Source organism: Phytobacter diazotrophicus (assembly GCF_052061655.1).
Taxonomy (GTDB): Bacteria; Pseudomonadota; Gammaproteobacteria; order Enterobacterales; family Enterobacteriaceae; genus Phytobacter; species Phytobacter diazotrophicus.
Map to the genome: position 1 here is coordinate 4,803,285 of NZ_CM125428.1, position 26,904 is coordinate 4,830,188.

The following is a 26,904-nucleotide window of genomic DNA, read 5'->3' on the forward strand; positions in this document are numbered from 1 at the left end:
CAAATCGTCATGCCGTCGGCTAAAATTTGCTTTATCATACCCGTCATTCTATGCCGTGCACAGGCACAGTCTTCTCTGACCTGGCTCGAAAACGGGCAGGATTAACTAGCGCTGCGAAGATGAGTACGTTAGTCTCTGACCGTTTGCCAGCGTAAAGCCACAGATGACGGAACAACAAATACAACGTATGAAAAAACGTATTCCCACCCTCCTGGCCACAATGATCGGCACAGCCCTTTATAGTCAACAAGGGATGACAGCCAGTCTCGCCTCGCAATGTATGCTTGGCGTTCCGAGCTATAACCGTCCATTGGTGACAGGCGATACTAATAATCTGCCTGTGACCATCAATGCCGATGACGCCAAAGGTAACTACCCTGACGACGCCAATTTTAAAGGCAATGTGGATATTAATCAGGGCAATAGCCGCCTGCGTGCTGATGAAGTTCAACTTCACCAGAAGCAGGTGGAAGGCCAGCCTGACCCGGTGCGTACAGTGGATGCACTGGGTAATGTGCACTACGACGACAATCAGGTCATCCTGAAAGGTCCGAAAGCCTGGTCAAATTTAAATACGAAAGACACCAACGTCTGGCAAGGCGACTACCAGATGGTGGGGCGTCAGGGACGTGGTGATGCAGACCTGATGAAACAGCGTGGCGAAAACCGTTACACCATCCTTGAAAACGGTTCATTCACCTCCTGCTTACCGGGTTCAAATACCTGGAGCGTCGTGGGTAGCGAAGTCATCCATGACCGTGAAGAACAGGTCGCAGAGATCTGGAACGCGCGCTTTAAACTCGGCCCGGTGCCGGTTTTCTACAGCCCGTACCTGCAATTGCCGGTGGGTGACAAACGCCGTTCTGGTTTCTTGATTCCGAATGCCAAGTACGGCACGAACAACGGCTTTGAATTTTATTTACCGTACTACTGGAATATCGCCCCCAATTTCGATGCAACCATCACACCGCATTACATTCAAAAACGTGGCAGTACACAATGGCAGAACGAATTCCGCTACCTGACGCGAGCGGGAACAGGGCTCATCGAATTCGACTATTTGCCGTCGGATAGCGTCTATCAGGACGACTATCCTGCCGAGTCGAATCGCCATCGCTGGTTATTCTACTGGAATCACTTTGGCGTGATGGACCAGGTTTGGCGTTTTAACGTCGATTACACCAAAGTCAGCGATCCATATTATTTTAACGATTTTTCGTCGAAGTACGGTACCAGTACTGACGGTTACGCCACCCAGAAATTCAGCATGGGTTATTGGCTGGAGAATTTTAACGCCACCGTATCGACCAAACAGTTCCAGGTATTTAACCGGCAGAACAGTAATTCTTACGCCGCTGAGCCGCAGTTAGACGTAAATTACTACAAAAACGACCTGGGTCCGTTTGATGCACATATCTATGGTCAGGCGGTGCATTTTGCTAACACCAACGGAAATTATCCTGAAGCCACGCGTGTTCACCTTGAACCAGCATTAAATCTGCCGCTGTCGAATAACTGGAGCAGCCTCGATACTGAGGCAAAGCTGATGGCGACTCACTATCAGCAAACCAATCTTGATGCCTACAACGCGGCGAACGGTACTGATTATAAAGATTCCGTTAACCGTGTGTTGCCGCAGTTTAAAGTCGACGGGAAGCTGATTTTCGAGCGTGATATGACTCTGGCGGAAGGGTATAGCCAGACGCTGGAGCCGCGCGCGCAGTACCTTTACATACCATATCGCAACCAGAGCACTATCAAAAACTACGACTCATCTTTGTTGCAATCCGACTTCAGCGGCCTGTTCCGCGACCGTACCTACGGCGGTCTGGATCGTATTGCATCGGCAAACCAGGTTACCACTGGCGTCACATCCCGTATTTATGATGACGCTTCTGTTGAACGTTTTAACGTTTCTGTTGGTCAAATCTACTATTTCACACAGTCACGCACTGGCGATGACAACATAAACTGGGAGAAAGACAACAAAACGGGCTCACTGGTATGGGCGGGAGATACCTACTGGCGCATTTCGGATCGCTGGGGCTTACGTGGCGGCGTGCAGTATGACACGCGTCTGGACAATATCGCTAACAGCACCGCGTCAATTGAATATCGCCGCGATGAAGACCGTATGGTACAGCTCAGCTATCGCTATGCCAGCCCGGAATACATTCAAGCGACACTTCCAAGAGACAAGAATGATACAACATGGACCCTGCCGCAGTACAAAGACGGCATTTCGCAAGTCGGTGCTGCGGCAAGTTGGCCGATCGTCGATCGCTGGTCTGTCGTCGGGGCTTACTACTACGATACCCATACAAGCAAGCCTGCCGACCAGATGTTAGGTCTGCAGTATAACTCCTGCTGTTATGCGATTCGCGTTGGGTATGAACGCAAAATCAACGGCTGGGAAAACAACCAAAGCAAGTATGACAACGTCATCGGTTTCAACATTGAGTTGCGCGGTTTGAGCTCGAATTACGGACTGGGCACGCATCAAATGCTGCGCTCAAACATTCTGCCGTACCGTAGCTCGTTATGATGTGGTTGATTTGCAAAGTTATCGGTTAATTGAAATGGAAAAAGTATGAAGAACTGGAAAACGCTGCTTCTCGGTATCGCTATGGTTGCGAATACCAGTTTCGCTGCACCGCAAGTTGTCGATAAAGTAGCTGCCGTCGTGAATAACGGCGTGGTGCTCGAAAGCGACGTTGATGGTTTGATGCAATCCGTGAAACTTAACGCGGGCCAGGCGGGTCAACAATTGCCTGATGACGCTACGCTGCGTCATCAGATTCTTGAACGTCTGATCATGGATCAAATCATTCTGCAAATGGCGACGAAAATGAACATCAAAGTGACCGATGATCAACTCGATCAGGCCATCGCCAATATCGCCAAACAAAACAATATCTCCATGGATCAGATGCGCAGTCGTCTGGCTTATGACGGTGTGAATTTCAACACCTACCGTAGCCAAATCCGCAAAGAGATGATCATTTCCGAAGTCCGCAACAACGAAGTTCGCCGCCGCATCACCGTGCTGCCGCAGGAAGTTGAAGCGCTCGCTAAACAAGTAGGTAACCAAAACGACGCCAGTACCGAACTGAACCTGAGCCACATTCTGGTTCCGTTGCCGGAAAACCCAACCTCTGACCAGGTAAATGAAGCAGAAAGCCAGGCACGTTCTATCGTTGACGAAGCGCGTAAAGGCGGCGATTTCGGTAAACTGGCGATTACCTACTCTGCCGACCAGCAGGCGCTGAAAGGCGGCCAGATGGGTTGGGGGCGTATTCAGGAACTGCCGTCAATCTTCGCTCAGGCGCTTAGCACGGCGAAAAAAGGCGACATCATTGGCCCCATCCGTTCAGGCGTTGGCTTCCATATTCTAAAAGTGAACGATCTGCGTGGTCAAAGCCAGAGCATTTCCGTGACCGAAGTTCACGCTCGCCACATTCTGCTGAAACCGTCGCCGATCATGAGTGACGACCAGGCACGCGTGAAACTGGAACAGATTGCGGCGGACATCAAGAGCGGTAAAACCACCTTTGCTGCGGCGGCAAAAGAGTTCTCTCAGGATCCAGGTTCTGCCAATCAGGGCGGCGATATGGGCTGGGCGGCAGCGGATATCTACGATCCGGCATTCCGTGATGCGTTGATGAAGCTTAGCCGTGGTCAGATGAGCGGCCCGGTACACTCCTCCTTTGGCTGGCATCTGATTGAGCTACTGGATACCCGTAACGTCGATAAAACCGATGCTGCGCAAAAAGATCGTGCTTACCGCATGCTGATGAACCGCAAATTCTCCGAAGAAGCGGCAACCTGGATGCAGGAACAGCGCGCCAGTGCTTACGTTAAAATCCTGAGCAACTAATGAACGCACATCGTGTCGTTATCACTCCCGGCGAACCCGCCGGGATTGGTCCTGATTTAGTCGTACAACTCGCCCAGCGCGACTGGCCCGTAGAGTTAGTGGTGTGTGCAGATCCAACGTTGCTTACCGAGCGTGCGGCGCTGTTGGGTTTGCCCCTCATCCTGCGCGAGTACCACGCCGGACAACCGGCCCGTGCACAACAGGCAGGCAGCCTCACCGTATTACCCGTTGCACTCAAAACGTCAGTAGTGCCGGGCGAGCTGGACGTCAAAAATGGGCCATACGTGGTCGACACGCTGGCCCGTGCCTGCGATGGTTGCCTGAGCGGCGAGTTTGCTGCGCTGATCACCGGCCCCGTGCATAAAGGGGTGATCAACGATGCGGGTACGCCGTTTACCGGACATACCGAGTTCTTCGAAGAGCGTTCGCGCGTCAGCAAAGTCGTAATGATGCTGGCAACAGAAGAGCTCCGCGTTGCGCTGGCCACGACCCATCTGCCCATCAAAGCGGTTGCAGAGGCCATCACGCCAGATTTGCTGCGCGACGTCATCACCATTTTGTATACCGATTTGCAGCAAAAGTTTGGTATCCGCCAGCCACATGTTCTGGTGTGCGGCCTGAACCCACACGCCGGGGAAGGCGGACATATGGGCACCGAAGAGATCGATACGATCATTCCGGTTCTTGATGAAATGCGCGCAAAAGGCATGAATCTTAGTGGTCCACTGCCTGCCGATACGCTTTTTCAGCCTAAATATCTTGATAATGCCGACGCCGTACTGGCGATGTACCACGATCAGGGCCTGCCCGTGCTAAAATACCAGGGCTTTGGCCGTGGCGTGAACATCACGCTCGGTTTACCTTTTATTCGTACATCTGTTGATCATGGCACCGCGCTGGAACTGGCGGGCCATGGAAAAGCCGATGTCGGCAGTTTTATCACGGCGCTTAATCTCGCCATCACCATGATTGTTAATACTCAATGACTAATCGAGTCCATCAGGGCCACTTAGCCCGTAAACGCTTCGGGCAAAACTTCCTCAACGATCAGTTTGTGATCGACAGTATTGTTTCAGCTATCAATCCGCAAAAAGGCCAGGCGATGGTCGAAATCGGCCCGGGCCTTGCCGCGCTGACCGAGCCGGTAGGTGAACGTCTGGATAAGCTCACCGTTATCGAGCTGGACCGCGATCTGGCTGCACGTCTGCAAACACACCCGTTCCTCGGGCCAAAGCTGACGATTTTTCAGCAAGATGCGATGACCATGAATTTTGGCGAGCTGTCGCAGACTATGGGTCAGCCGCTGCGCGTATTTGGCAACCTGCCTTATAACATCTCAACGCCGCTAATGTTCCATCTGTTTAGCTATACTGATGCCATTGCCGACATGCACTTTATGTTGCAAAAAGAGGTCGTCAATCGTCTGGTTGCAGGGCCAAACAGTAAGGCGTATGGTCGTTTAAGCGTCATGGCGCAATACTATTGCCAGATTATTCCGGTGCTGGAAGTGCCGCCAACAGCCTTCACCCCACCGCCTAAGGTGGATTCCGCTGTCGTGCGCCTGGTACCACATCGCACGTTGCCACATCCGGTCAAAGAAGTCCGGGTGCTGAGTCGGATCACGACGGAAGCCTTTAACCAGCGCCGTAAAACGATCCGCAACAGCCTTGGCAACCTCTTCTCCGTTGAGGTATTGACGGAGCTGGGCGTTGATCCGGCGATGCGTGCGGAAAACATCTCTGTTGCGCAGTATTGCAAGATGGCGAACTATCTGACTGATAATGCGCCGCCGAAGGAGAGTTAAGTCATGATCAATTCGCCCCGAGTTTCTGTTCAGGTGCAAAGTGTCTATATTGAATCGCAATCTTCACCCGATGAAGAACGCTATGTTTTCGCTTACACCATCACTATTCGGAATCTGGGGCGAGCGCCGGTCCAGTTGCTTAAACGGTACTGGCTTATCACCAACGGGAATGGCCGTGAAACTGAGGTTCAGGGTGAAGGTGTGGTCGGCGTTCAGCCGCATATTGAACCCGGCGGAGAATATCAGTATACCAGCGGTGCGGTAATTGAAACGCCGTTTGGTACCATGGAAGGCCATTATGAAATGATCGATGCGCAAGGGAAGGCGTTCCGCATCGCTATCCCGGTCTTCCGACTTGCCGTTCAAACACTAATCCACTGAGACAATGTCTACATATCTTATTGGCGACGTTCATGGTTGCTATGATGAACTGCTCGCATTGTTAAATCAGGTACAGTTTGTACCTGGGCAGGACACCTTATGGTTGACGGGTGATTTAGTCGCGCGCGGTCCCGGCTCGCTGGATGTATTGCGCTACGTTAAATCGCTGGGCGACAGCGTTCGCCTGGTCCTCGGCAACCACGATCTGCACCTGCTGGCGGTGTTTGCCGGCATCAGCCGCAATAAACCCAAAGACCGGCTTAATTTGCTTCTGGAAGCGCCCGATGCCGATGACCTCATCAACTGGCTGCGTCGTCAGCCGCTGTTGCAGGTCGACGAGGAGAAAAAGCTGGTGATGGCTCACGCGGGTATCACGCCGCAGTGGGATCTGGAGACGGCTCAGCAATGCGCACGCGACGTTGAAGCCATTCTCTCCAGCGACTCCTACCCGTTCTTCCTTGACGGGATGTATGGCGACTATCCGAACAGTTGGTCAACGGAACTGAGCGGAATGGCACGGCTGCGTTTTATCAGCAATGCCTTTACGCGGATGCGCTACTGTTTCCCGAACGGGGAGCTGGATATGTATTGCAAAGATGTTCCAGAATACGCACCGGCACCATTGAAGCCCTGGTTTACCATTCCCGGACCTGTCTCGCAGGCGTACGGCATCGTGTTTGGTCACTGGGCATCACTGGAAGGGAAAGGCACGCCAGAAGGCATTTATGCACTGGATACCGGCTGTTGCTGGGGTGGCACACTGACCTGCCTGCGCTGGGAAGACCAGGCCTGGTTTGTACAACCTTCGAACCGTCAGATGGATTTAGGTGAAGACGAGGCGGTCGCCTCTTAAGAAGGTATGCTGTCGCCCCGGCGCGCAACGCGCTACCGGGGCAGACAATTACCGACGTTCCAGAATCTCGAAGCAATAGCTGTGAGAATTCTGCTCATCCGCATCGTTAAACTCGCTAAATACCGACTCCCAGTCATCCGGATCGTAATCCGGAAAATGGGTATCCCCTTCGACTTCGGCATCGATGTGCGTCAGATAGAGCTTTTGTGCCTTCGGCAGGAACTGCTCATAAACACGGCCACCGCCGATCACCATGATCTCTTCCGCGTCACCGCACTCGGCAATCGCCGCGTCAACCGAGGTGACCCACTGTACGCGATCGTCAGTGCCTGGCTTGCTGCTGATGACAATGTTTTTACGACCTGGCAGCGGGCGCCCAATCGACTCCCATGTCAGGCGTCCCATAACCACTGGTTTGTTTAGCGTATTACGTTTGAACCAGGCGAGATCGGCAGGTAGGTTCCATGGCATGGCATTCTCCATGCCAATGACGCGATCCACCGCTAACGCCGCAATCAGACTGATCATTGATAATTTCCCGGATGCAAAAAATTGTCGCCACTATACGGAAAGCGCATTCTTTCGTCGACTGGCGACAGGGTAAAGAGACAGAAAATTTTCGTAATCTGTAAGCAAACCCGCGCTGCACGATCGCATACCTTGCTTTCCACTTTTTCGCGAAGCAAACCCTTAACCGTCAATCAGCCGTAACACGCGCTATTACTGTGGTTTCGCCTCAGGTTCATCGGCGACATCCCCCGTGTGACGGCCCTCTTTGGTCCCCTGCCAGCCATGGCGCTGGACCACGGACAGATGCGCCCGGTCTTCGCTAATAATCTCCGTCAACATCGCACTGGTGCGTTTAAAGACGTCCGCTCTGGCCTGAGCGGTGTTATCCACTCCGGCCATCTCCTCAACCATCTGGGTGTTGAACTGGCGGAAAAGGTCGGCACGCTCACGCGCCTCATAAGGCCCCAGACCTAACCCTTCGAGCGCCATTCGCCCGGCTTTCAACGCCGCTTCAAATGTTTCACGCTCCGGCTTCTCAACACCCGCCTGGCGCAGACGAATGTAGTGATCGACATCGCGGGCACGGGCAATAATACGCAGCGCCGGGAAATGGGTTTTCGCCAGCTCAGTAAGCTGGAGATTGGCCTGCGGATCGTCAATCGCGTTGATCAGCACTTCGGCTTTTCCGGCACCGGCTGACTCCAGCAGATCCACGCGCGTCGCATCGCCATAAAAGACCTTCATGCCGAATTTGCGCAGCGTTTCAATGTGGTCCGGGTCGTGATCGAGAACAACCATTTTGACTCCACTAGAGAGTAGCAGACGCCCGGCAATTTGGCCGAAGCGGCCGAATCCGGCCACAATGACCCGCGGTTCATCTTCGTCAATCTCATCGGCTTCACGCGTTTGTCCGGTGGCAGCGCTTTCCAGACGCGTCAGCAGGACTAACAGCACAGGCGTCGCCGCCATGGACAACGCCACAGCCAGCGTCAAGGCTTTGACCCACTCCGGGTCGAGCACACCTGCCATTTGTGCTGCACCAAAAACCACAAACGCGAACTCACTGCCCTGCCCCAGCAGTGCCGCAAACCAGCGCCGCTGTTTGCCAGGCACACTCAGCGGGCGAGCAATCAGCCAGAGAACGAGGGTTTTAATCACCAGGAAACCGACCAGCAAAAGCAGGATACGCAGCGGATGAGTGACCAGGGTGCCAAAGTCTATCGACATACCGACACCGATAAAAAAGAGCCCCAGCAGCAGACCTTTAAAGGGTTCGATATCGCTTTCCAGCGCATGACGGTATTCCGAGCTTGCCAGCAGCACACCAGCCAGGAACGCACCCATCGCCATCGAAAGGCCAGCCTCTTCCAGCAACAAACCGAAGCCGAATACCAGAAACAGCGCCACGGCGCTGAACACTTCACGTAATCCGGAGCGGGCAACAAAACGCAGTGCCGGACGTGCGACATAGCGCCCCAGCATGACCACCAGCGCCAGCGCGCCAACCACTTTCAACGCCGACAGGGCAAACGCCCCCACCGTTGTGGATGCGCCACTGCTGGCCAGTAGCGGAATCATCGCCACCAGTGGAATGGCTGCGATATCCTGGAAGAGCAGCACGGAAAAGGCACTACGCCCCATTTGCGAAACGGTCAGGTTACGCTCATTCATCGCCTGCATGGCAATCGCGGTTGAGGAGAGCGCCAGCGTCAGGCCGATGAGCAGCGCCACCGGCCAGTCGAGCCCCAGTACCATACAAAACGCCCCCAACAAAATGCCGCAGGAGGCCATTTGCAACGCGCCACCGCCAAAGACGGACACGCGCAACTTCCACAGTCTCTGGGGATCCAGCTCAAGGCCAATCACAAACAGCATCAACACCACGCCGATTTCAGCGAAGTGGAGAATAGATTCAGCGTCAGTGACCAGGCGTAAGCCCCACGGACCAATAATACAACCAGCGATCAGATAACCCAGCACGGACCCCAGCCCCAGACGTACCGCGATCGGTACGATGAGCGCGGCCGCCCCCAGGTAAATCAGCGCCTGAATAAGCGTATGACTATCCATGGTGGGTCTCCTGCCAGTCGAGCAACAATTGTTTGTAGCGACGGGCCTGCGCCTGCAGGGTTTCGTCGTCGCAGATGAAGGTGCAGTGAGTGGCAAACGGCGGCAACCAGTTCATCCCGCAATAGAGCGCCGTGGCCTGTAATGGTTGTCCCAGAACATCAAAGCCGGGGTGTGAACCAATATCAAAGTGCTGATCCCCGCCGCCCGTGGTCACGGCCCATAACAGACTTTTCCCCTGCAACGCACGTGCGCCATGGCCGTATGCCCAGCCGTGGGCCAGGACTTTATCAATCCATAATTTGAGGAGCGGCGGTACACTGTACCATTGCATGGGATGTTGCCAGACAACCAGGTCAGCGCGACGCAATGCCTCCTGCTCGGCGGCGATATCAATATTGAAATCGGGGTAGAGGTGATAAAGAGAGCGGATTTCCACCCCCTCCAGAGTCCCTGCATGCTCAATCATCCGCTTATTCGCATGGGAATATTGCGGATAGGGATGGGCATAAATTATCAGAATCATCGATTAACCTGTTTTCACTGCACACTTTTTTCTTTGAGTGTAGACAGTTAATCGTCGTGCTAACAGCGACAATCTGTGCGGGATTAGCAGGCACCAGCGTAGCACCTGCCAGAAAAGCGGCTAAAACAGCAAGAGGCGCTGGCGTTACCGAGGGGTGAGTCAAAAAAAGTCCCGCGCTAATGGCGGGACGCTTTCTGGCACGGAGTGAAATTAATTGTCCAGTTCACTCATGTTCTTCACCTGGTCGCGGTTAATCTGCTCAGTTTTACCCGTTTCCGCATTTTTGTAAGAGACCAGGCCGGTGTCGCTATCGATTTCCGGTTTGCCATCAGTCACGATAGTTCTGCCATCGGTGGTTTTTACGGCCTGATTGGATGAGCAACCGGCAACGGTAAAGAGCGTGGCAGCCGTAAACAGTGACGTTAATAACAGTTTCGTTCGCATGGTGTTCTCCCCTGCTTTTCAGTCGTTTTCAGTTAAATACAGGGTAACTTTAGACTAACTGACTGACCTTAAAAGAAAATACAGAACACTCTGAAGGTTTGACTTAATTCAGGGGCTTGCGTCGAATCGTCATACTCCCCGTCTGAGCAAGCGTCAAACCACGCGTCTCCGGTGCAAAAGCGATGGAGATGAGCAGGCCAACGAGCGAAATTCCCGCCCCCATCAGCATGACGTAACTGATCCCATATTTAGTGATAAAAATCGGCAGCGCCCAGGTTGAAAGAATGGTACCAATCCGGCTCAGAGACATGATGACGCCAACGGCAGAGGCGCGAATATCGGTCGGGAACAGCTCATTCGGGTAAAGCCACTGGAGGTTTCCTGGCCCGCCGGAGAAAAAGGCATATACCGCGAATGCCGCAACAACGAGCCAGATACCCATTTCAGGGATCAATCCCAGCACGGCCAGCGCCAGTGTCATCATCATAAAGCTGCCGATCAGTAGCGGTCGCCTCCCCATGCTGTTCAGCCAGTACATCGGTGGAATGCAGCCCAGCATAAAGAACAAGCTGATCACCACATTGCCCAGCGCCGCGCTTTTCCCGACGCCCAGCCCCAGCAGGCCAACAATCTGCGGACCAAAGGTATAGATGGCGAACATCGGAATAACCTGGCACGTCCAGATAGCGGCGACAAACAAGACAAACGGGAAGTGACGACGATTAAACAGCTGTAAGAAGCGAGTTTCTTGTGGTGGTTCATCATCGAACGCTACCGGCTCGCCAAACAGTTTAATCATCATCTCCTCACACTCTTTCACCCGCCCTTTACGCAGGAGCCAGCGCGGAGATTCTGGAAGATCAAAACGCCCAATCAGGATCATGATACAAGGGATTGCCGCACTCCCCAGCATCCAGCGCCATCCGCCTTCCACATCGTACAACCAATAACCGACCAGATCGGCACAGGTCGCGCCGACATACCACATCGCAGCAATAAAACTGATTGAGAAAGCTCGTTGGCGGGTACTGGAAAATTCAGTGATCATGGAGGTTGCGATAGGGTAATCCGCGCCAATCACCACGCCAATCAGCACACGCATAATGAGCAATTCCATGGGCGAGGAGACAAACATCGTGGCCACCGATATCACCCCAATGGCAATGATATCGATGAGGAACATTTTCCTTCGCCCTACTTTGTCTGAGATGTAGCCAAACAACGAGGTGCCGACAAACAGACCCGCCAGCGTTCCTGCCCCCAACAATCCCAGCCACTGTGCATCCAGCTTTAATGCTGGCGTGAGCTGCTCCAGTGCAACGCCAATCATGACAAGCACATACCCATCCAGGAAAGGTCCGCCGCTTCCCCACAACATGATTCGACGGTGAATAGATGAGAATTGGATATCATCAAAATTTCTGATCTGCTGCATGGTTATGTCCTGTCTCAACGGCAAAATACGAGGTTGGTCACCTCAAGTGCCGAATGGCCCGGCAAAAGCACCTTCTCCAGCCAATACTTCACGTAGTTTTTATAGGCCGGATAAATCTCTGTTATCCGGCACCGGTTTTAGCCGTAGCGAAACTCCACACCAAACGTACCGCGTGGGTAGTCCCATTTTTCGAGGACCGTATCCAACCCCAAAATCCGACAGGTACCGCACTCCAGGCATCCGGCGTAATCAAAACGCACACTGCCGTCATCCTGCTTTTTGTACAGGCCCGCAGGACAGGCTTTAACTAACACCTCCAGCACCTGCTTATCGGGGTCGGTTTTTAAAATGATGTGTGGGTTTTCTTCATCCACGTTGAATTTGTTAACACCCAGTTTGATGTCCACATTGACGGGGGAAGTCATAGTACAGTCGCTCCTTTTAGACCATCCTTTATCAAATTGATAAAACCTACCTTTTTGGCATGACGAAGGATTTTCTTACGCATTGCTACCGGGGCGGTACCATCGACGGTAAACAGATCGCGTGCCACGCCAACCGCCATTTCTGGGTAACGGGTAAACATGCGCGGGTTATCGAGGAAGGCAGGTAAACGCTGATACATGCGCATATCCCGCATCGGACCGTCATCAAGGAGCTGACGATAAGCCGAAAGCCCCTGACGGCTGAAATTGTTACTTTGCATCGCGGAAAGTACCGTTTTCGCGGCGGCTTCCCCTGCCGCCACGGCCAGGTCCATGCCACGAATGGTGAAACCAAGATTCATACACATGCCGGCGGCATCACCCGCGATCAGTACACCGTCGCCAACCAGTTCAGGCTGCATATTCATCCCGGATTCCGGAACAACATGAGCGGCGTATTCCACCATTTTTCCGCCGCTAATCAACGGCGCGACGGCAGGATGCTGTTTAAAATCCTCCAGCATTTGCGGGACTGATTTTTTGGCCTCTTTGAGATGATGCAGACCGCATACTAACCCAAGCGAAACTGTCGTTTGATTGGTATAGAGGAACCCGCCCCCCATCAGGCCATCTGTCGGTGCGCCGGCAAATAGCCAGGCCACCCCTTCGTTGCCCTGTAACTGGAAACGATCTTCAATGACCGTTTTTGGCAATTCGATGAGTTCTTTAACCCCAACCGCAACATTCGAAGCCGTAACGCGTTTCGCCATGCCCAGTTGTTCAGCCAGCAAGGAATTCACACCGTCCGCCAGAATCACGACTTTCGCTTCCAGAATGTCGCCATCGGCTTCCACGCCAACCACTTTGCCATCACGTTGCACGACATTGTCAACGCGGATCCCGGTGATCAATTGCGCTCCCGCCTCTTCTGCCTGCTCCATCAGCCAGGCATCAAATTTACTGCGTAAGACGGAATAAGAGGCTTGCTCAGGTTCACCGCGATCGCCGTTGAGGTAATCTACCGTCATTGCTCCCTTATCGGTCATAAACGAGAGCTTTTCATGTGTAATCAGGCGTTCGACGGGAGCATGCCCGGCAAAACCGGGAATAATACGTTCGAGACTATGGGCGTAAATACGCCCGCCAGTTACATTTTTCGCTCCGGCGGAATTACCCCTCTCAATCACCAGTACTTGCGCACCTTCCCTGGCAAGCACCAGCGCTGCCACCGAGCCCGCTACCCCCGCCCCCACGATGATGGCGTCAAAAATATCTTCTGACATAAAAACTCCAGAAATTACCTGTAATAACAGAGCGGCCACCGCTCTGCTTAAGGAATTAGCGCGCTAATGCGGCTGTCAGTGCGGGTAAAATTTTCAGCGCATCGCCGACGATACCGTAATCGGCATACTGGAAAATCGGCGCGTTTTTGTCTTTGTTAATGGCAAAAATCGTCTGTGCACCGTTTGCGCCCACCATGTGTTGAATCTGACCGGAGATCCCTACAGCCAGGTACAATTCCGGTTTGAGCATCAGGTTAGAAATGCCGACATAGCGTTCGTGTTCCATCCATTTTTCGTTTTCAGCGACCGGACGCGAACAGGCCAACTCCGCGCCAATGGACTGGCACAACGCTGTTGCCAGCGAGATATTCTCCTTGCTACCGATACCGCGTCCGACGCTGACAACCCACCGCGCTTTATCAAGATCAACGTTACTGTTCTGGCGAGCCTGAGTTGCAGTGCGAATGACGGTGATTTCCGGTGACTGCCATGCGACAGTCTGCGCCACGCCGCTTCGCGAAGTGTCTGGCTGCGCCGGCTCAAATGTGCCGCTGCTGAGCGTAATCACGGCGAAAGAAGAACGTAGCATTTCTTCGCCAATGGCAAGTCCGCCATACACCATATGTTTTACCAAAGCGTTATCACCCGCGATGGCGACGGCATTGGCATCATTAGAGACTGCGGCCGTCAGGCGGAAACCCAATTTTGCCGCCAGTAATTTGCCCCGACGTGTATTGGGCAGCAGTACCAGCCCTTTCGAACCCTGCTGGCGAATGGTCGCCGCCATGGCGTCCGCATAATCTTCAATCATGCGGTCTTCCGGTTTACCGCTGAGATGCCAGACGCTATCGGCCCCCAGGTGGAATGCTGTTGCACTGTCGGTTTCACTGAGCACAAATACATTGATCTGTTCGCCCAACGTGCGTGCGCCACCCACCAAATCAGCCAGCCGGGAAACGGTATCGCTGAATACCCATACAGTGGAAAACTTGCTCATAACATCCCCTTTTAATTGATGATCTTGCGCAGATGGTCAGCAAATACGGCGATTTGTTCTTCGCCATCACCTTCAATAACGATGCGCTGGCGCTCACGTTGTCCCGGCGCAGCGATCTGTTGCACGGAGTTCACCTCCGCGTGGGTAAAACCAATATCCGCTGTCGTCCAGACCTGAACCGGTTTTTTGGCCGCGCCCAGAATGGCTTTCATGGAAGGAATTTGCGGGGAGTTAATATCCGTAGAGACCGCAATGACCGCCGGAAGCGGTATGCTCAGGGTTTCGATCTCGTCTTCCAGAGCGCGCTCAACGGTCAGCGTGTTATCCACCAGCGATAAAATTTTACTGACGCCGTTGATTGCCGGAATGTGTAGCATTTCACCCAGCAGCAGACTGACCTGTTGGGCATAGAGATCGGAGGAACCGTCGCCACAAACAATCAGATCAAAGCCGGATTTTTTCGCTGCCTGCGCTAACGCCACTGCGGTTTGTTGCGGCAGCGCATTCTCAAACGCATCATCAATCACAACAATCAGTTCGTCCGGGCCGCGCGAAAGCACATCTTTGCGTCCTTTCGCATTAGTCAGCGCCTTACCGCCAACACTCATGGCGACCACTTGCGCGTCTCCGGACTGCTGTTTTAACTGGCAAGCAGCTTCAATCGCATTCAAATCGTATTGGCTAATTTTGGCATCCGCTTTACTAATATCTAACGAACCATCCGCGTTATTGATCGCAATATCCTGTTCATCAGGTACGCACTTGTAACAAGTAATTATCTTCATTGCCTCTCCAGAAATCATGAAGGAATCGTCGTCCATATCGGCGATGGTAAATACAGATAGCACACCATTTAATTACGGGATAAAACATTAATCACCAATATTGAAAATGTCACACCCTGTAAAATAGGACTTTCAATATTGTTAGCCACTTCACCAATATTGAAAAATCGGTTTCATCTTGCAAATTTTCAATATTGTTTACGGGATCACCAATATTGAACACCACGAGGATGGAAAAACAGAAAAATCATAAACAAATTATTGTTTTTAAACAAATTAATAGTCACACCCAACCAAATAAAAACCGACAAAAAAGTGTGACATGAATAACAGAATACGCTGTAGCGAATACCCATCATGGAGCACTCGCCGAAGCTTCCTTGAGGTTAAAGAGTCATTAAATAAACACTCACAAAAATGAACATAAATATAACAAACGGGAACGAAATATAAATCAATTATGACACTGGAATTCGAACATGAAAAATGACAAGAGAAAGTCAGGTATAGAGCCAAAAGTTTTTTTCCCACCGCTAATTATCGTCGGAATACTTTGCTGGCTAACTGTTAGAGACCTTGATGCCGCCAATGTGGTTATTAATGCAGTATTTACTTATGTAACGAATGTCTGGGGATGGGCATTTGAGTGGTATATGGTCGTGATGCTCTTTGGCTGGTTCTGGCTGGTCTTTGGCCCTTACGCCAAAAAGAAACTGGGCGATGAGAAACCTGAATTCAGCACAGCAAGCTGGATTTTCATGATGTTCGCCTCCTGTACCTCTGCAGCCGTGTTGTTCTGGGGATCGATAGAGATTTATTACTATATCTCTACACCACCGTTTGCATTAGCCCCCAACTCTACCGGCGCCAAAGAGCTCGGCCTCGCCTACAGTTTGTTCCACTGGGGACCGCTACCGTGGGCCACCTATAGCTTCCTTTCCGTCGCTTTCGCCTACTTTTTCTTTGTTCGCAAAATGGATGTGATTCGCCCCAGCTCAACGCTTGTGCCTTTAGTGGGTGAGAAACATGTGAAAGGGTTATTCGGGACCATCGTCGATAACTTCTATCTTGTGGCACTGATCTTCGCGATGGGTACCAGCCTCGGTCTGGCTACGCCGCTGGTCACCGAATGTATGCAGTATCTATTCGGCATTCCCCATACGCTGCAACTGGACGCGATCATCATTAGCTGCTGGATCATTCTGAACGCAATCTGCGTGGCCTGCGGCCTGCAGAAAGGAGTGAAGATTGCCAGCGACGTGCGTAGCTACCTGAGTTTCCTGATGCTCGGCTGGGTATTCATTGTCAGCGGCGCCAGCTTCATCATGAACTACTTCACCGATTCCGTCGGTATGCTGTTGATGCATCTGCCACGTATGTTGTTCTACACCGATGCTATCGGCAAAGGCGGTTTCCCGCAGGGCTGGACCGTTTTCTACTGGGCCTGGTGGGTCATTTACGCCATTCAAATGAGTATCTTCCTCGCCCGTATATCGCGTGGCCGTACCGTTCGTGAACTGTGCTTCGGAATGGTGCTGGGCCTGACGGCTTCCACCTGGATCCTGTGGACCGTGCTCGGCAGTAACACGCTACTGCTGATGGATAAAAATATTCTCAATATTCCGCAGCTTATCGCAGAGCATGGCGTACCACGCGCCATTATCGAGACCTGGGCCGCCTTACCCCTGAGTACAGCAACAATGTGGGGGTTCTTTATTCTCTGCTTTATTGCCACCGTCACACTTATCAACGCTTGTTCTTACACGCTGGCCATGTCGACCTGCCGCGAAATACGCGATGGTGAAGAGCCGCCTCTGCTGGTACGTATCGGCTGGTCCATTCTGGTCGGCATCATCGGTATTGTGCTATTGGCTCTCGGCGGGTTGAAACCGATACAAACGGCAATCATCGCAGGCGGCTGCCCTCTTTTCTTCGTCAATATCATGGTCACGCTGTCCTTTATTAAGGACGCCAAAGCGCACTGGAAAGATAACTAAGATAAATCAACCATATCAAGAGGTTAAAAGATGGACTTTAACTTGAATGATGAACAGGAACTGTTCGTCGCCGGTATTCGTGAATTAATGGCCAGTGAAAATTGGGAGGCCTATTTTGCCGAATGCGATCGCGATAGCGTCTATCCTGAGCGTTTCGTAAAAGCACTGGCCGATATGGGCATTGACAGCCTGCTGCTCCCGGAAGATCGCGGTGGTCTGGATGCCGGTTTCGTTACCGTGGCGGCCGTGTGGATGGAATTAGGTCGCCTGGGTGCGCCAACCTACGTGCTCTATCAACTTCCTGGCGGCTTCAACACGGTGTTACGCGAAGGCACTCAGGAACAGATCGATAAGATCATGGCGTTTCAGGGTACCGGTAAACAGATGTGGAACTCGGCGATCACTGAACCGGGCGCCGGGTCTGACGTGGGCAGTTTAAAAACCACCTATACCCGCAAAAATGGTAAGGTTTATCTTAACGGCAGTAAGTGCTTCATCACCAGTAGCGCTTACACCCCTTATATCGTGGTAATGGCGCGTGACGGCGCGTCTGCGGATAAACCCATTTATACCGAATGGTTTGTCGATATGAGCAAACCTGGCATCAAAGTTAACAAGCTTGAGAAACTCGGTCTGCGCATGGATAGCTGCTGCGAAATTACCTTTGACGATGTTGAACTGGATGAAAAAGACATGTTCGGCCGTGAGGGTAATGGGTTTAACCGTGTCAAAGAAGAGTTTGACCACGAACGCTTCCTCGTTGCTCTGACGAACTACGGTACCGCAATGTGCGCCTTTGAAGATGCGGCGCGCTACGCCAATCAGCGAGTGCAGTTTGGCGAAACGATCGGTCGCTTCCAGCTGATTCAGGAGAAGTTTGCCCATATGGCAATCAAATTAAACTCCATGAAAAACATGCTGTTGGAAGCCGCCTGGAAAGCAGATAACGGCACCATTACCTCCGGCGATGCAGCCATGTGCAAATACTTCTGCGCCAATGCAGCATTTGAGGTCGTTGACAGTGCAATGCAAGTACTTGGTGGCGTCGGGATTGCAGGCAATCACCGTATTACCCGTTTCTGGCGCGATCTGCGCGTTGACCGGGTGTCCGGCGGTTCCGACGAAATGCAGATCCTGACTTTGGGTCGCGCAGTGCTCAAACAGTACCGTTAATCGGGTGATAACCCCATCACGCTGTGATGGGGTTCCAGGGATGCCACACAGGAGTATGTCATGAGTCATCGTTTACCAATGCCCGTGTTTGGACCACTTGCGGGTGTGCGGGTCGTTTTCTCCGGTATCGAAATTGCCGGGCCCTTCGCCGGACAAATGTTTGCCGAGTGGGGCGCAGAAGTTATCTGGATTGAAAATGTCGCCTGGGCCGACACAATTCGTGTCCAGCCCAATTATCCGCAACTCTCACGCCGCAATCTGCACGCGCTATCGCTGAATATCTTTAAAGATGAAGGCCGGGAAGCGTTCCTTAAGTTAATGGAAACCACCGACATTTTTATCGAGGCCAGTAAAGGTCCGGCATTTGCTCGCCGGGGAATTACCGATGAAGTGTTATGGGAACACAATCCGAAGCTGGTCATCGCCCACCTGTCTGGTTTTGGGCAGTTTGGGACAGAGGAGTACACCAACCTTCCTGCTTATAACACCATTGCGCAAGCCTTCAGCGGTTACCTGATTCAAAATGGCGACGTTGACCAGCCGATGCCCGCCTTCCCGTACACGGCAGACTATTTTTCTGGCATGACGGCGACAACCGCAGCACTTGCGGCGCTGCATAAAGTACGTGAAACAGGCAAAGGGGAAAGCATTGATATTGCGATGTATGAAGTGATGCTGCGCATGGGCCAGTACTTCATGATGGATTATTTCAATGGCGGCGAAATCTGTCCGCGTATGACCAAAGGCAAAGACCCCTATTACGCTGGCTGTGGTCTGTATAAATGCTCGGATGGCTACATCGTGATGGAACTGGTCGGTATCACGCAAATTACCGAGTGTTTTAACGATATCGGGCTGGCGCATATTCTCGGCACGCCAGAAGTTCCGGAAGGTACACAACTCATTCACCGCGTCGAGTGCCCGTACGGTCCACTGGTGGAAGAGAAACTGGATGCATGGCTGCTAACGCATACCATTGCCGAAGTACAAGCGCGCTTCGCCGAGCTGAATATTGCCTGTGCAAAAGTACTGACCATTCCTGAACTGGAGGGTAATCCGCAGTACGTCGCCCGCGAATCAATCACCCAATGGCAAACCATGGATGGCCGTACCTGCAAGGGGCCAAACATTATGCCGAAATTCAAAAATAACCCTGGGAAAATCTGGCGCGGCATGCCGTCACACGGCATGGATACCTCCGCCATCTTGCAGAACATCGGTTACAGCGAAGCAGATATTAAGGAACTGGTAAGCAAGGGGCTGGCCAGGGTTGAGGATTAAATACGTAGCGCTAACGGGATCGTGTAGCCACCCTGTTAGCGCTTACACCTAATTTCAGTGGATAAAAGTGCGATGGATGTTATTGGCGATCAAAACTTACGTCAGATGTGGGACGACCTGGCAGAAGTCTATGGCGATAAAACGGCGCTGATTTTTGAGTCATGTGAAGGTGAAGTACAGCAATTCAGCTATACCTTCCTCAATGAAGAAATCAATCGCACAGCAAACCTGTTCAACGGGCTGGGGATCCAAAAAGGCGATAAAGTCGCGCTGCATCTGGATAACTGCCCTGAGTTTTTCTTTTGCTGGTTCGGGCTGGCAAAAATCGGTGCCATCATGGTGCCGATTAACGCCAGGCTATTGCATGATGAAAGTCTGTGGATCCTGCAAAACTGCCGGGCTCGTTTTTTGGTAACCACTGAAAACTTCTATCCCCTTTACCGTCAGATTCTGCAGGAAGGTGAAACGCAGCTCAATCATATCTGCCTTATCGACCGACAGTTCTGTGTCTCAGATACCGCGGTGAGTGATTTTTATCAACTTAAGCGCGCCCAACCCACTACCCTGAACTCTACGCCGACGTTAAGCACCGACGATACCGCAGAAATTCTTTTTACCTCGGGCACGACCTCACGACCGAAAGGTGTGGTTATTACCCAATATAACTTACGCTTTGCGGGTTACTACTCCGCCTGGCAGTGTGCATTACGCGATGACGATATTTATCTGACCGCTATGCCCGCTTTTCATATCGATTGTCAGTGTACGGCGGCAATGGCCGCCTTTTCCAGCGGTGCCACCTTTGTGCTGCTTGAGAAATACAGTGCACGTGCGTTCTGGAGCCAGGTGCGAAAATACCGTGCCACAGTTACCGAATGCATTCCCATGATGATTAGAACCCTGATGGTGCAACCGCCGGTGCCTGCGGATAATCAGCATTGCCTTCGTGAAGTGCTTTTCTACCTCAATCTTGCCGTGCAGGAAAAAGACGCCTTTGTTGAACGTTTCGGTGTCAGGTTGCTGACATCGTATGGCATGACGGAAACGATTGTCGGCATTATTGGTGACAGACCCGGTGATAAACGGCGCTGGCCATCAATTGGCCGCGCGGGATTTTGCTACGAAGCGGAAATTCGTAACGATCAAAATCAGCCCCTTCCTCCCCATGAAATCGGTGAAATATGTATTAAAGGTATGCCGGGGAAAACGCTTTTTAAAGAGTATTACGAACAGCCGGACGCAACCGCCAGGGCACTGGATGCAAGCGGCTGGTTACATACCGGTGATTCGGGTTACTACGATGAAGAAGGCTTTTTTTATTTTGTCGACAGGCGTTGCAATATGATTAAGCGCGGTGGTGAGAATGTCTCCTGTGTAGAACTGGAGAATATCATTTCGACCCATCCAAAAATTCAGGATACGGTGGTTATCGGTGTTAAAGACACTATCAGGGATGAAGCTATAAAAGCCTTTATTGTTCTTCATGAAGGCGAAACATTAAGTGCTGATGAGTTTTTTTCTTTTTGCGCCAGTAATATGGCGAAATTTAAAGTACCGACGCTTGTTGAATTCAGGAGCGATCTGCCACGCAACTGTTCAGGGAAAGTCATCAAGAAAAATCTAACATAACGTATTTGGCTGAATTTATGTTCGCCGAAATAGAAATAACGTGAACACTTCATATCTTGCAGAGGCGGTATGCCTCTGCAAAGCATACACATATTTAAAAGGAGCAAAATATGAGTGAATCATTACATCTGAACCGCCATGGGCATATTCTGGAAATTATTCTCGATCGCCCCGTTGCCAATGCCATTGATGCAAAAACCAGTTTTGCCATGGGTGAAGTATTTCTGAATTTCCGCGAAGACCCTGAATTACGCGTGGCAATTATTACTGGCGCCGGCCAGAAATTCTTTTCCGCGGGCTGGGATTTAAAAGCAGCAGCAGAAGGTGAAGCACCGGATGCAGATTTTGGACCTGGCGGGTTTGCAGGATTGACCGAACTTTTTGATCTCGATAAACCGGTCATTGCCGCAGTAAACGGCTATGCCTTTGGCGGTGGGTTTGAACTGGCGCTGGCAGCAGATTTCATTATCTGCGCTGAAAATGCCAGCTTTGCCTTACCCGAAGCCAAACTCGGCATCGTGCCGGACAGCGGTGGGGTTTTACGTCTGCCTAAACGCTTACCGCCCGCTATCGTCAATGAAATGGTGATGACCGGGCGGCGCATGAATGCCGAAGAAGCACTACGCTGGGGTATTGCTAATTATGTTGTCAGTCAGGAAGCATTGATGGAGAAGGCGCGCGAACTGGCACAGCAACTGCTTCAAAGCGCACCACTGGCTATTGCCGCATTAAAAGAGATAACCAGAACAACCAGAGAAATGCCGGTAGAAGAAGGCTATCGTTATCTCCGTAGCGGTGCGCTCAAACATTATCCGGCAGTCCTGCATTCCGAAGATGCGATTGAAGGGCCGCAGGCCTTTGCCGAAAAACGCTCACCGGTATGGAAAGGACGTTAATAACTCATGAGCTATTACGCCTTTGAAGGCTTGATCCCGGTCGTCCATCCAGAGGCGTATATCCATCCGAGCGCGGTATTGATTGGCGACGTCATTGTAGGGGCTGGTGTCTATGTCGGTCCTCACGCTTCGCTTCGTGGTGACTATGGCCGCCTGATTCTGGAACCAGGTTCGAATTTACAGGATGGCTGCATTATGCACGGTTACTGCGATACCGACACCGTCGTAGGTGAGAACGGACATATCGGACACGGCGCGATTTTGCATGGCTGCGTGATTGGCCGGGATGCGCTGGTCGGTATGAACAGCGTGATTATGGACGGCGCGGTTATTGGCGAAGAGAGTATTGTTGCCGCCATGAGCTTTGTGAAAGCCGGATTTATAGGAGCAGCAAGACAATTATTGGTGGGATCGCCAGCCCGTTTCCTCCGTGATGTAACCGAAGAAGAGTTGCACTGGAAGCAACTTAATACCCGGGAATATCAGGATCTGGCTGTCCGTTGTCGCTCATCATTATATGAAACGCAACCGCTGCACCAGCCAGAAAAAAACCGGCCGAGGCTTAAAGGTACGACAGAGGTGAAGCCGAAATCAGCGCAATGACTTTATCGAATGGCGCACTCGCGCCATTCGATATTTGCTCATTAACGACGCAAACTTTTTGACAACATCATTTGCCATTTCTGCTCCGTCTTAAGTCCTGCTGGCAGGACTACAGGCATATGGGATGTTTTCGTAGTACTGAGCATTTTTTCCTGCGCATTATTTTTCAGCCTGGTATAGATTTGATCATCAATGTTTTTTACACGCACCAGACGCTGACATTGACATCCTCTTCCTTGCAGTTGGTTTGGAATTGTCCTGGTCTCACAGGTAATTTCTTCTACCTCAGAAAGAATATAAGAAACCGTATTGATCGCTTTACAGTGGTCCATGTCAAAATGTCTGGCAATTTCTTTAGCGCTTACCCAACGGTTTTCCGCCATTATCCAATCGGCAATTAACAAATAAAGGGGTTTTTCAACATATTCTTTACTCATAAACACACCATTTTTACAAATTAAAAATCTTGTTATGGTCAGGCTTGCCGGGATATCGACAAAATCATTAACCACACTAAATATACGGATAACAAGAAATAGTATGCAGGTTTGAAGATCATTAGTGTGAGCAAAATCGTGCTAGTGGCATTAGAAAAATGCGTAACAATGATTTGCACGTTCAGGACGAATGGTATGTATAAAAAACGGCTCCTTTACAGGAACCGTTTATTTAATCGGTAATACTATGCGCTGGTCTGCGCAGCAGGTTACCCTTTAATCTGCGCGTGCATTTCCTGAACGGAGGTCACCTTCTCGGTGGCATCGGCATTCAGCGCCATCGCTGTAGCAAAACCACCATTCAGCGTGGTGTCGTAATGCACTTTGTACTGCAGCGCGCTGCGGCGAATGACCCTGGAGTCTTCTATCGCCCGACGGCCTGCGGTGGTGTTGATGATGTAGGTGTATTCGCCATTCTTAATACGGTCCTGGATGTGCGGACGACCTTCATGCACCTTATTCACCAGACGCGGATTAATACCGGCTTCGCCCAGGACAATCGCCGTACCGTGAGTTGCATCGAGTTCGAAACCGAACTTGAGCAGCTTCGCTGCCAGGTCAACCACACGCTCTTTATCCCCTTCACGTACAGAGAGCAGCGCACGCCCCTGTTTCTTCATCGTGGAGTTGCTACCCAGTTGCGCTTTAGCAAACGCTTCGGCGAAGGTACGGCCCACACCCATCACTTCCCCGGTAGAGCGCATTTCTGGCCCTAACAGCGGGTCAACGCCCGGGAATTTATTGAATGGCAGCACCACTTCTTTCACCGAGTAGTACGGCGGGATAATTTCTTTGGTGACGCCCTGCTGTGCCAGCGTCTGGCCAACCATCACACGCGCCGCCACTTTCGCCAGCGGTACGCCGGTGGCTTTGGAGACAAACGGTACGGTACGCGCCGCACGCGGGTTCACCTCAATCAGATACACTTCGTTATCTTTTACCGCAAACTGGACGTTCATCAGACCGCGAACCTGCAGTTCGAAGGCCAGTTTCTGCACCTGCTGGCGCATCACGTCCTGAATGTCCTGGCTCAGCGTGTAGGCTGGCAGGGAACAAGCGGAGTCGCCGGAGTGCACGCCGGCCTGCTCGATATGCTCCATGATGCCGCCAATCAGCACCATTTCGCCGTCGCAGATAGCGTCAACATCCACTTCTACCGCATCGTCCAGGAAGCGATCCAGCAGGACTGGCGCATCGTTGGACACGCTCACTGCGGTCTGGAAGTAACGACGCAGGTCGGCTTCGTCGTAGACGATTTCCATCGCACGGCCACCCAGAACGTAGGACGGGCGCACCACCAGCGGGTAGCCAATCTCTTTCGCCTTCTCAACCGCTTGCTCAATGGCGGTGACGGTGGCGTTCGCCGGTTGTTTCAGTTTCAGACGGTCAACCGCCTGCTGGAAACGTTCACGGTCTTCGGCACGGTCAATGGCATCCGGGCTGGTACCGATAACCGGTACACCCGCCGCTTCCAGCGCGCGCGCCAGTTTCAGCGGCGTTTGACCGCCGTACTGCACGATAACGCCTTTCGGCTTCTCGATACGCACGATTTCCAGCACATCTTCCAGCGTTACCGGCTCGAAGTAGAGACGGTCGGAGGTGTCGTAGTCGGTAGAGACCGTTTCCGGGTTACAGTTGACCATGATGGTCTCGTAGCCGTCTTCGCGCAGCGCCAGCGAGGCGTGTACGCAGCAGTAGTCAAATTCAATCCCCTGACCGATACGGTTCGGGCCGCCACCCAGTACCATAATTTTATCGCGGTCCTGGTTCGGATTCGCTTCACACTCCTCTTCATACGTGGAGTACATGTAAGCGGTGTCGGTCGCGAATTCTGCCGCACAGGTGTCCACACGTTTGTAGACCGGGTGCAGGTTGTACTGATCGCGCAGCTTACGCACTTCCGTTTCGCGCACGCCTGCCAGTTTAGCCAGACGCGCATCGGCAAAGCCTTTACGCTTGAGCATACGCAAGAAATCCGCGTCGAGGCCGTTAATGCCCACTTCGGCGACTTTCTCTTCCAGACGCACCAGTTCTTCAATCTGCACCAGGAACCAGCGGTCAATGTTGGTCAGGTTGAAAACGCCATCAACGGACAGGCCTGCACGGAAGGCATCGGCGATGTACCAGATACGCTCAGCGCCAGCGTCTTTCAGCTCGCGACGGATTTTGGTCAGCGCTTCCGGGTCATCCAGGCTCACTTTCGGGTCAAAGCCGGTTGCGCCCACTTCCAGGCCGCGCAGCGCTTTTTGCAGGGATTCCTGCTGGGTGCGGCCAATGGCCATCACTTCACCGACCGATTTCATCTGAGTGGTCAGGCGGTCGTTGGCGCCAGCGAATTTCTCAAAGTTGAAGCGCGGGATCTTGGTGACAACGTAGTCGATAGACGGTTCGAAGGACGCCGGGGTACGACCACCGGTGATATCGTTCATCAATTCGTCGAGGGTGTAACCCACCGCCAGTTTCGCCGCCACTTTGGCAATCGGGAAGCCGGTCGCTTTCGAGGCCAGCGCGGAGGAGCGGGAGACTCGCGGGTTCATTTCGATAACAATCAGACGGCCATTTTTCGGGTTAACCGAGAACTGAACGTTAGAACCGCCGGTTTCCACGCCGATTTCACGCAATACCGCCATCGAGGCGTTACGCATGATTTGATACTCTTTATCGGTCAGGGTCTGTGCAGGCGCAACGGTGATGGAGTCACCGGTGTGGATGCCCATGGCGTCGAAGTTTTCGATGGAGCAGACGATGATACAGTTATCGTTTTTATCACGCACCACCTCCATCTCGTACTCTTTCCAGCCAATCAGCGACTCATCAATCAGCAGCTCTTTTGTCGGGGAAAGGTCCAGACCGCGTTCACAAATCTCTTCAAACTCTTCGCGGTTGTAGGCGATACCGCCGCCCGTTCCGCCCATGGTGAAGCTGGGTCGAATGATGCACGGATAGCCCACGTCAGCAGCAACGGCGAGCGCTTCTTCCATATTGTGCGCGATACCGGAACGCGCGGTTTCCAGGCCGATTTTCTTCATCGCCACGTCGAAGCGGCGGCGGTCTTCGGCTTTATCAATCGCATCAGCGGTGGCACCGATCATAGTGACACCGAACTCGGCCAGCACGCCCTGGCGTTCCAGCTCCAGCGCACAGTTCAGCGCTGTCTGGCCACCCATGGTCGGTAGCACCGCATCCGGACGCTCTTTTTCGATGATTTTGCGTACCACTTCCCAGTGGATCGGCTCGATATAGGTTGCATCCGCCATTTCCGGGTCGGTCATGATCGTCGCCGGGTTGGAGTTCACCAGAATGACGCGATAACCCTCTTCACGCAGCGCTTTACACGCCTGCGCACCGGAGTAGTCGAACTCACACGCCTGACCGATAACAATCGGGCCGGCGCCAAGGATCAGGATGCTTTTTATGTCTGTACGTTTTGGCATGGCTCTT

Annotated in this window: 23 protein-coding genes; 12 read left to right on the plus strand and 11 right to left on the minus strand. The window is 52.3% G+C overall.

Annotated features, from left to right (window positions below):
• Positions 1 to 187: 187 nt before the first annotated feature.
• From lptD to apaH, 6 genes are read left to right on the plus strand one after another with little or no spacing between them, the layout of a single operon-like run.
• Complete coding sequence (lptD, locus tag ACS0RQ_RS23290) at positions 188 to 2,545, plus strand: LPS assembly protein LptD (protein WP_271848802.1); 2,358 nt, start codon at positions 188 to 190, stop codon at positions 2,543 to 2,545.
• A 45-nt stretch (positions 2,546 to 2,590) separates the two neighbouring features.
• Entirely contained in the window at positions 2,591 to 3,877 is a 1,287-nt protein-coding gene (gene surA, locus ACS0RQ_RS23295) for a peptidylprolyl isomerase SurA (protein ID WP_107224014.1), read from the plus strand.
• Complete coding sequence (gene pdxA / locus ACS0RQ_RS23300) at positions 3,877 to 4,863, plus strand: 4-hydroxythreonine-4-phosphate dehydrogenase PdxA (protein ID WP_271848801.1); 987 nt, start codon at positions 3,877 to 3,879, stop codon at positions 4,861 to 4,863. The genes surA and pdxA overlap by 1 nt, the downstream gene beginning before the upstream one ends.
• A complete protein-coding gene (rsmA, locus tag ACS0RQ_RS23305; RefSeq protein ID WP_039078327.1) occupies positions 4,860 to 5,681 on the plus strand; it encodes a 16S rRNA (adenine(1518)-N(6)/adenine(1519)-N(6))-dimethyltransferase RsmA in 822 nt (273 codons plus the stop codon). The genes pdxA and rsmA overlap by 4 nt, the downstream gene beginning before the upstream one ends.
• 3 nt (positions 5,682 to 5,684) lie before the next feature.
• The gene (gene apaG / locus ACS0RQ_RS23310) at positions 5,685 to 6,062 is read left to right on the plus strand and encodes a Co2+/Mg2+ efflux facilitator ApaG/CorD (protein ID WP_039078326.1); all 378 of its coding nucleotides are present in this window, start codon (positions 5,685 to 5,687) and stop codon (positions 6,060 to 6,062) included.
• A gap of 4 nt (positions 6,063 to 6,066) precedes the next feature.
• The gene (gene apaH, locus ACS0RQ_RS23315) at positions 6,067 to 6,915 is read left to right on the plus strand and encodes a bis(5'-nucleosyl)-tetraphosphatase (symmetrical) ApaH (protein ID WP_271848800.1); all 849 of its coding nucleotides are present in this window, start codon (positions 6,067 to 6,069) and stop codon (positions 6,913 to 6,915) included.
• Between the two features lie 48 nt (positions 6,916 to 6,963).
• On the opposite strand, the gene folA is transcribed toward apaH, so the two are convergent.
• From folA to ACS0RQ_RS23360, 9 genes are all read right to left on the minus strand, one after another.
• A complete protein-coding gene (gene folA / locus ACS0RQ_RS23320) occupies positions 6,964 to 7,443 on the minus strand; it encodes a type 3 dihydrofolate reductase (RefSeq protein WP_039078324.1) in 480 nt (159 codons plus the stop codon).
• A 192-nt stretch (positions 7,444 to 7,635) separates the two neighbouring features.
• A complete protein-coding gene (gene kefC, locus ACS0RQ_RS23325; protein ID WP_271848799.1) occupies positions 7,636 to 9,495 on the minus strand; it encodes a glutathione-regulated potassium-efflux system protein KefC in 1,860 nt (619 codons plus the stop codon).
• Positions 9,488 to 10,018, minus strand: coding sequence for a glutathione-regulated potassium-efflux system oxidoreductase KefF (kefF, locus tag ACS0RQ_RS23330; RefSeq protein WP_039078322.1), 531 nt, complete (start codon positions 10,016 to 10,018; stop codon positions 9,488 to 9,490). Before kefF ends, kefC begins: the two co-directional genes overlap by 8 nt.
• A gap of 210 nt (positions 10,019 to 10,228) precedes the next feature.
• Positions 10,229 to 10,462, minus strand: a complete 234-nt coding sequence (locus tag ACS0RQ_RS23335; protein WP_271848798.1) for a YgdI/YgdR family lipoprotein — start codon at positions 10,460 to 10,462, stop codon at positions 10,229 to 10,231.
• 103 nt (positions 10,463 to 10,565) lie between these two features.
• Positions 10,566 to 11,897: an MFS transporter gene (locus tag ACS0RQ_RS23340; protein WP_271848797.1), complete on the minus strand. Its 1,332-nt coding sequence runs from the start codon at positions 11,895 to 11,897 to the stop codon at positions 10,566 to 10,568.
• Positions 11,898 to 12,034: 137 nt separating this feature from the next.
• Positions 12,035 to 12,322: a ferredoxin-like protein FixX gene (fixX, locus tag ACS0RQ_RS23345; RefSeq protein ID WP_039078319.1), complete on the minus strand. Its 288-nt coding sequence runs from the start codon at positions 12,320 to 12,322 to the stop codon at positions 12,035 to 12,037.
• Positions 12,319 to 13,605: an FAD-dependent oxidoreductase FixC gene (fixC, locus tag ACS0RQ_RS23350; protein ID WP_271848796.1), complete on the minus strand. Its 1,287-nt coding sequence runs from the start codon at positions 13,603 to 13,605 to the stop codon at positions 12,319 to 12,321. The genes fixX and fixC overlap by 4 nt, the downstream gene beginning before the upstream one ends.
• Before the next feature lie 55 nt (positions 13,606 to 13,660).
• The gene (locus ACS0RQ_RS23355; protein ID WP_271848795.1) at positions 13,661 to 14,602 is read right to left on the minus strand and encodes an electron transfer flavoprotein subunit alpha/FixB family protein; all 942 of its coding nucleotides are present in this window, start codon (positions 14,600 to 14,602) and stop codon (positions 13,661 to 13,663) included.
• Positions 14,603 to 14,613: 11 nt separating this feature from the next.
• Positions 14,614 to 15,387 (minus strand): electron transfer flavoprotein FixA, encoded by a 774-nt coding sequence (locus tag ACS0RQ_RS23360; RefSeq protein ID WP_271848794.1) that lies wholly within the window; start codon positions 15,385 to 15,387, stop codon positions 14,614 to 14,616.
• 479 nt (positions 15,388 to 15,866) lie between these two features.
• Here ACS0RQ_RS23360 and caiT point away from each other — a divergent pair, with 479 nt between their 5' ends.
• The 6 genes from caiT to caiE all read left to right on the plus strand — a co-directional run bounded on the left by caiT (position 15,867) and on the right by caiE (position 22,966).
• Entirely contained in the window at positions 15,867 to 17,384 is a 1,518-nt protein-coding gene (gene caiT / locus ACS0RQ_RS23365; protein WP_271848793.1) for an L-carnitine/gamma-butyrobetaine antiporter, read from the plus strand.
• Positions 17,385 to 17,414: 30 nt separating this feature from the next.
• Positions 17,415 to 18,557: a crotonobetainyl-CoA dehydrogenase gene (caiA, locus tag ACS0RQ_RS23370; protein WP_079497282.1), complete on the plus strand. Its 1,143-nt coding sequence runs from the start codon at positions 17,415 to 17,417 to the stop codon at positions 18,555 to 18,557.
• Positions 18,558 to 18,617: 60 nt separating this feature from the next.
• Positions 18,618 to 19,838, plus strand: a complete 1,221-nt coding sequence (gene caiB, locus ACS0RQ_RS23375) for an L-carnitine CoA-transferase (protein ID WP_039078313.1) — start codon at positions 18,618 to 18,620, stop codon at positions 19,836 to 19,838.
• Positions 19,839 to 19,910: 72 nt separating this feature from the next.
• Positions 19,911 to 21,467, plus strand: coding sequence for a crotonobetaine/carnitine-CoA ligase (gene caiC / locus ACS0RQ_RS23380; RefSeq protein WP_271848791.1), 1,557 nt, complete (start codon positions 19,911 to 19,913; stop codon positions 21,465 to 21,467).
• A 110-nt stretch (positions 21,468 to 21,577) separates the two neighbouring features.
• Complete coding sequence (gene caiD / locus ACS0RQ_RS23385; protein ID WP_271848790.1) at positions 21,578 to 22,363, plus strand: crotonobetainyl-CoA hydratase; 786 nt, start codon at positions 21,578 to 21,580, stop codon at positions 22,361 to 22,363.
• Between the two features lie 6 nt (positions 22,364 to 22,369).
• Complete coding sequence (gene caiE / locus ACS0RQ_RS23390) at positions 22,370 to 22,966, plus strand: carnitine operon protein CaiE (RefSeq protein ID WP_271848789.1); 597 nt, start codon at positions 22,370 to 22,372, stop codon at positions 22,964 to 22,966.
• A gap of 41 nt (positions 22,967 to 23,007) precedes the next feature.
• Here the strand turns inward: caiE and caiF are convergent, their stop codons facing one another.
• Positions 23,008 to 23,403 (minus strand): carnitine metabolism transcriptional regulator CaiF, encoded by a 396-nt coding sequence (gene caiF / locus ACS0RQ_RS23395; RefSeq protein WP_271848788.1) that lies wholly within the window; start codon positions 23,401 to 23,403, stop codon positions 23,008 to 23,010.
• Positions 23,404 to 23,672: 269 nt separating this feature from the next.
• Positions 23,673 to 26,897 (minus strand): carbamoyl-phosphate synthase large subunit, encoded by a 3,225-nt coding sequence (carB, locus tag ACS0RQ_RS23400; protein WP_271848787.1) that lies wholly within the window; start codon positions 26,895 to 26,897, stop codon positions 23,673 to 23,675.
• Between the last annotated feature and the right edge of the window lie 7 nt (positions 26,898 to 26,904).

Bases quoted from the DNA above. Each gene is read 5' to 3' on its own strand.
- ACS0RQ_RS23340 (WP_271848797.1), bottom strand. From the start codon at position 11,897: ATGCAGCAGATCAGAAATTTTGATGATATCCAATTCTCATCTATTCAC.
- kefF (WP_039078322.1), bottom strand. From the start codon at position 10,018: ATGATTCTGATAATTTATGCCCATCCCTATCCGCAATATTCCCATGCG.
- ACS0RQ_RS23335 (WP_271848798.1), bottom strand. From the start codon at position 10,462: ATGCGAACGAAACTGTTATTAACGTCACTGTTTACGGCTGCCACGCTC.
- caiA (WP_079497282.1), top strand. From the start codon at position 17,415: ATGGACTTTAACTTGAATGATGAACAGGAACTGTTCGTCGCCGGTATT.
- folA (WP_039078324.1), bottom strand. From the start codon at position 7,443: ATGATCAGTCTGATTGCGGCGTTAGCGGTGGATCGCGTCATTGGCATG.
- ACS0RQ_RS23360 (WP_271848794.1), bottom strand. From the start codon at position 15,387: ATGAAGATAATTACTTGTTACAAGTGCGTACCTGATGAACAGGATATT.
- apaH (WP_271848800.1), top strand. From the start codon at position 6,067: ATGTCTACATATCTTATTGGCGACGTTCATGGTTGCTATGATGAACTG.
- caiB (WP_039078313.1), top strand. From the start codon at position 18,618: ATGAGTCATCGTTTACCAATGCCCGTGTTTGGACCACTTGCGGGTGTG.
- carB (WP_271848787.1), bottom strand. From the start codon at position 26,897: ATGCCAAAACGTACAGACATAAAAAGCATCCTGATCCTTGGCGCCGGC.
- kefC (WP_271848799.1), bottom strand. From the start codon at position 9,495: ATGGATAGTCATACGCTTATTCAGGCGCTGATTTACCTGGGGGCGGCC.
- caiT (WP_271848793.1), top strand. From the start codon at position 15,867: ATGAAAAATGACAAGAGAAAGTCAGGTATAGAGCCAAAAGTTTTTTTC.
- ACS0RQ_RS23355 (WP_271848795.1), bottom strand. From the start codon at position 14,602: ATGAGCAAGTTTTCCACTGTATGGGTATTCAGCGATACCGTTTCCCGG.
- apaG (WP_039078326.1), top strand. From the start codon at position 5,685: ATGATCAATTCGCCCCGAGTTTCTGTTCAGGTGCAAAGTGTCTATATT.
- fixC (WP_271848796.1), bottom strand. From the start codon at position 13,605: ATGTCAGAAGATATTTTTGACGCCATCATCGTGGGGGCGGGGGTAGCG.
- caiE (WP_271848789.1), top strand. From the start codon at position 22,370: ATGAGCTATTACGCCTTTGAAGGCTTGATCCCGGTCGTCCATCCAGAG.
- surA (WP_107224014.1), top strand. From the start codon at position 2,591: ATGAAGAACTGGAAAACGCTGCTTCTCGGTATCGCTATGGTTGCGAAT.
- pdxA (WP_271848801.1), top strand. From the start codon at position 3,877: ATGAACGCACATCGTGTCGTTATCACTCCCGGCGAACCCGCCGGGATT.
- caiC (WP_271848791.1), top strand. From the start codon at position 19,911: ATGGATGTTATTGGCGATCAAAACTTACGTCAGATGTGGGACGACCTG.
- caiD (WP_271848790.1), top strand. From the start codon at position 21,578: ATGAGTGAATCATTACATCTGAACCGCCATGGGCATATTCTGGAAATT.
- lptD (WP_271848802.1), top strand. From the start codon at position 188: ATGAAAAAACGTATTCCCACCCTCCTGGCCACAATGATCGGCACAGCC.
- fixX (WP_039078319.1), bottom strand. From the start codon at position 12,322: ATGACTTCCCCCGTCAATGTGGACATCAAACTGGGTGTTAACAAATTC.
- caiF (WP_271848788.1), bottom strand. From the start codon at position 23,403: ATGAGTAAAGAATATGTTGAAAAACCCCTTTATTTGTTAATTGCCGAT.
- rsmA (WP_039078327.1), top strand. From the start codon at position 4,860: ATGACTAATCGAGTCCATCAGGGCCACTTAGCCCGTAAACGCTTCGGG.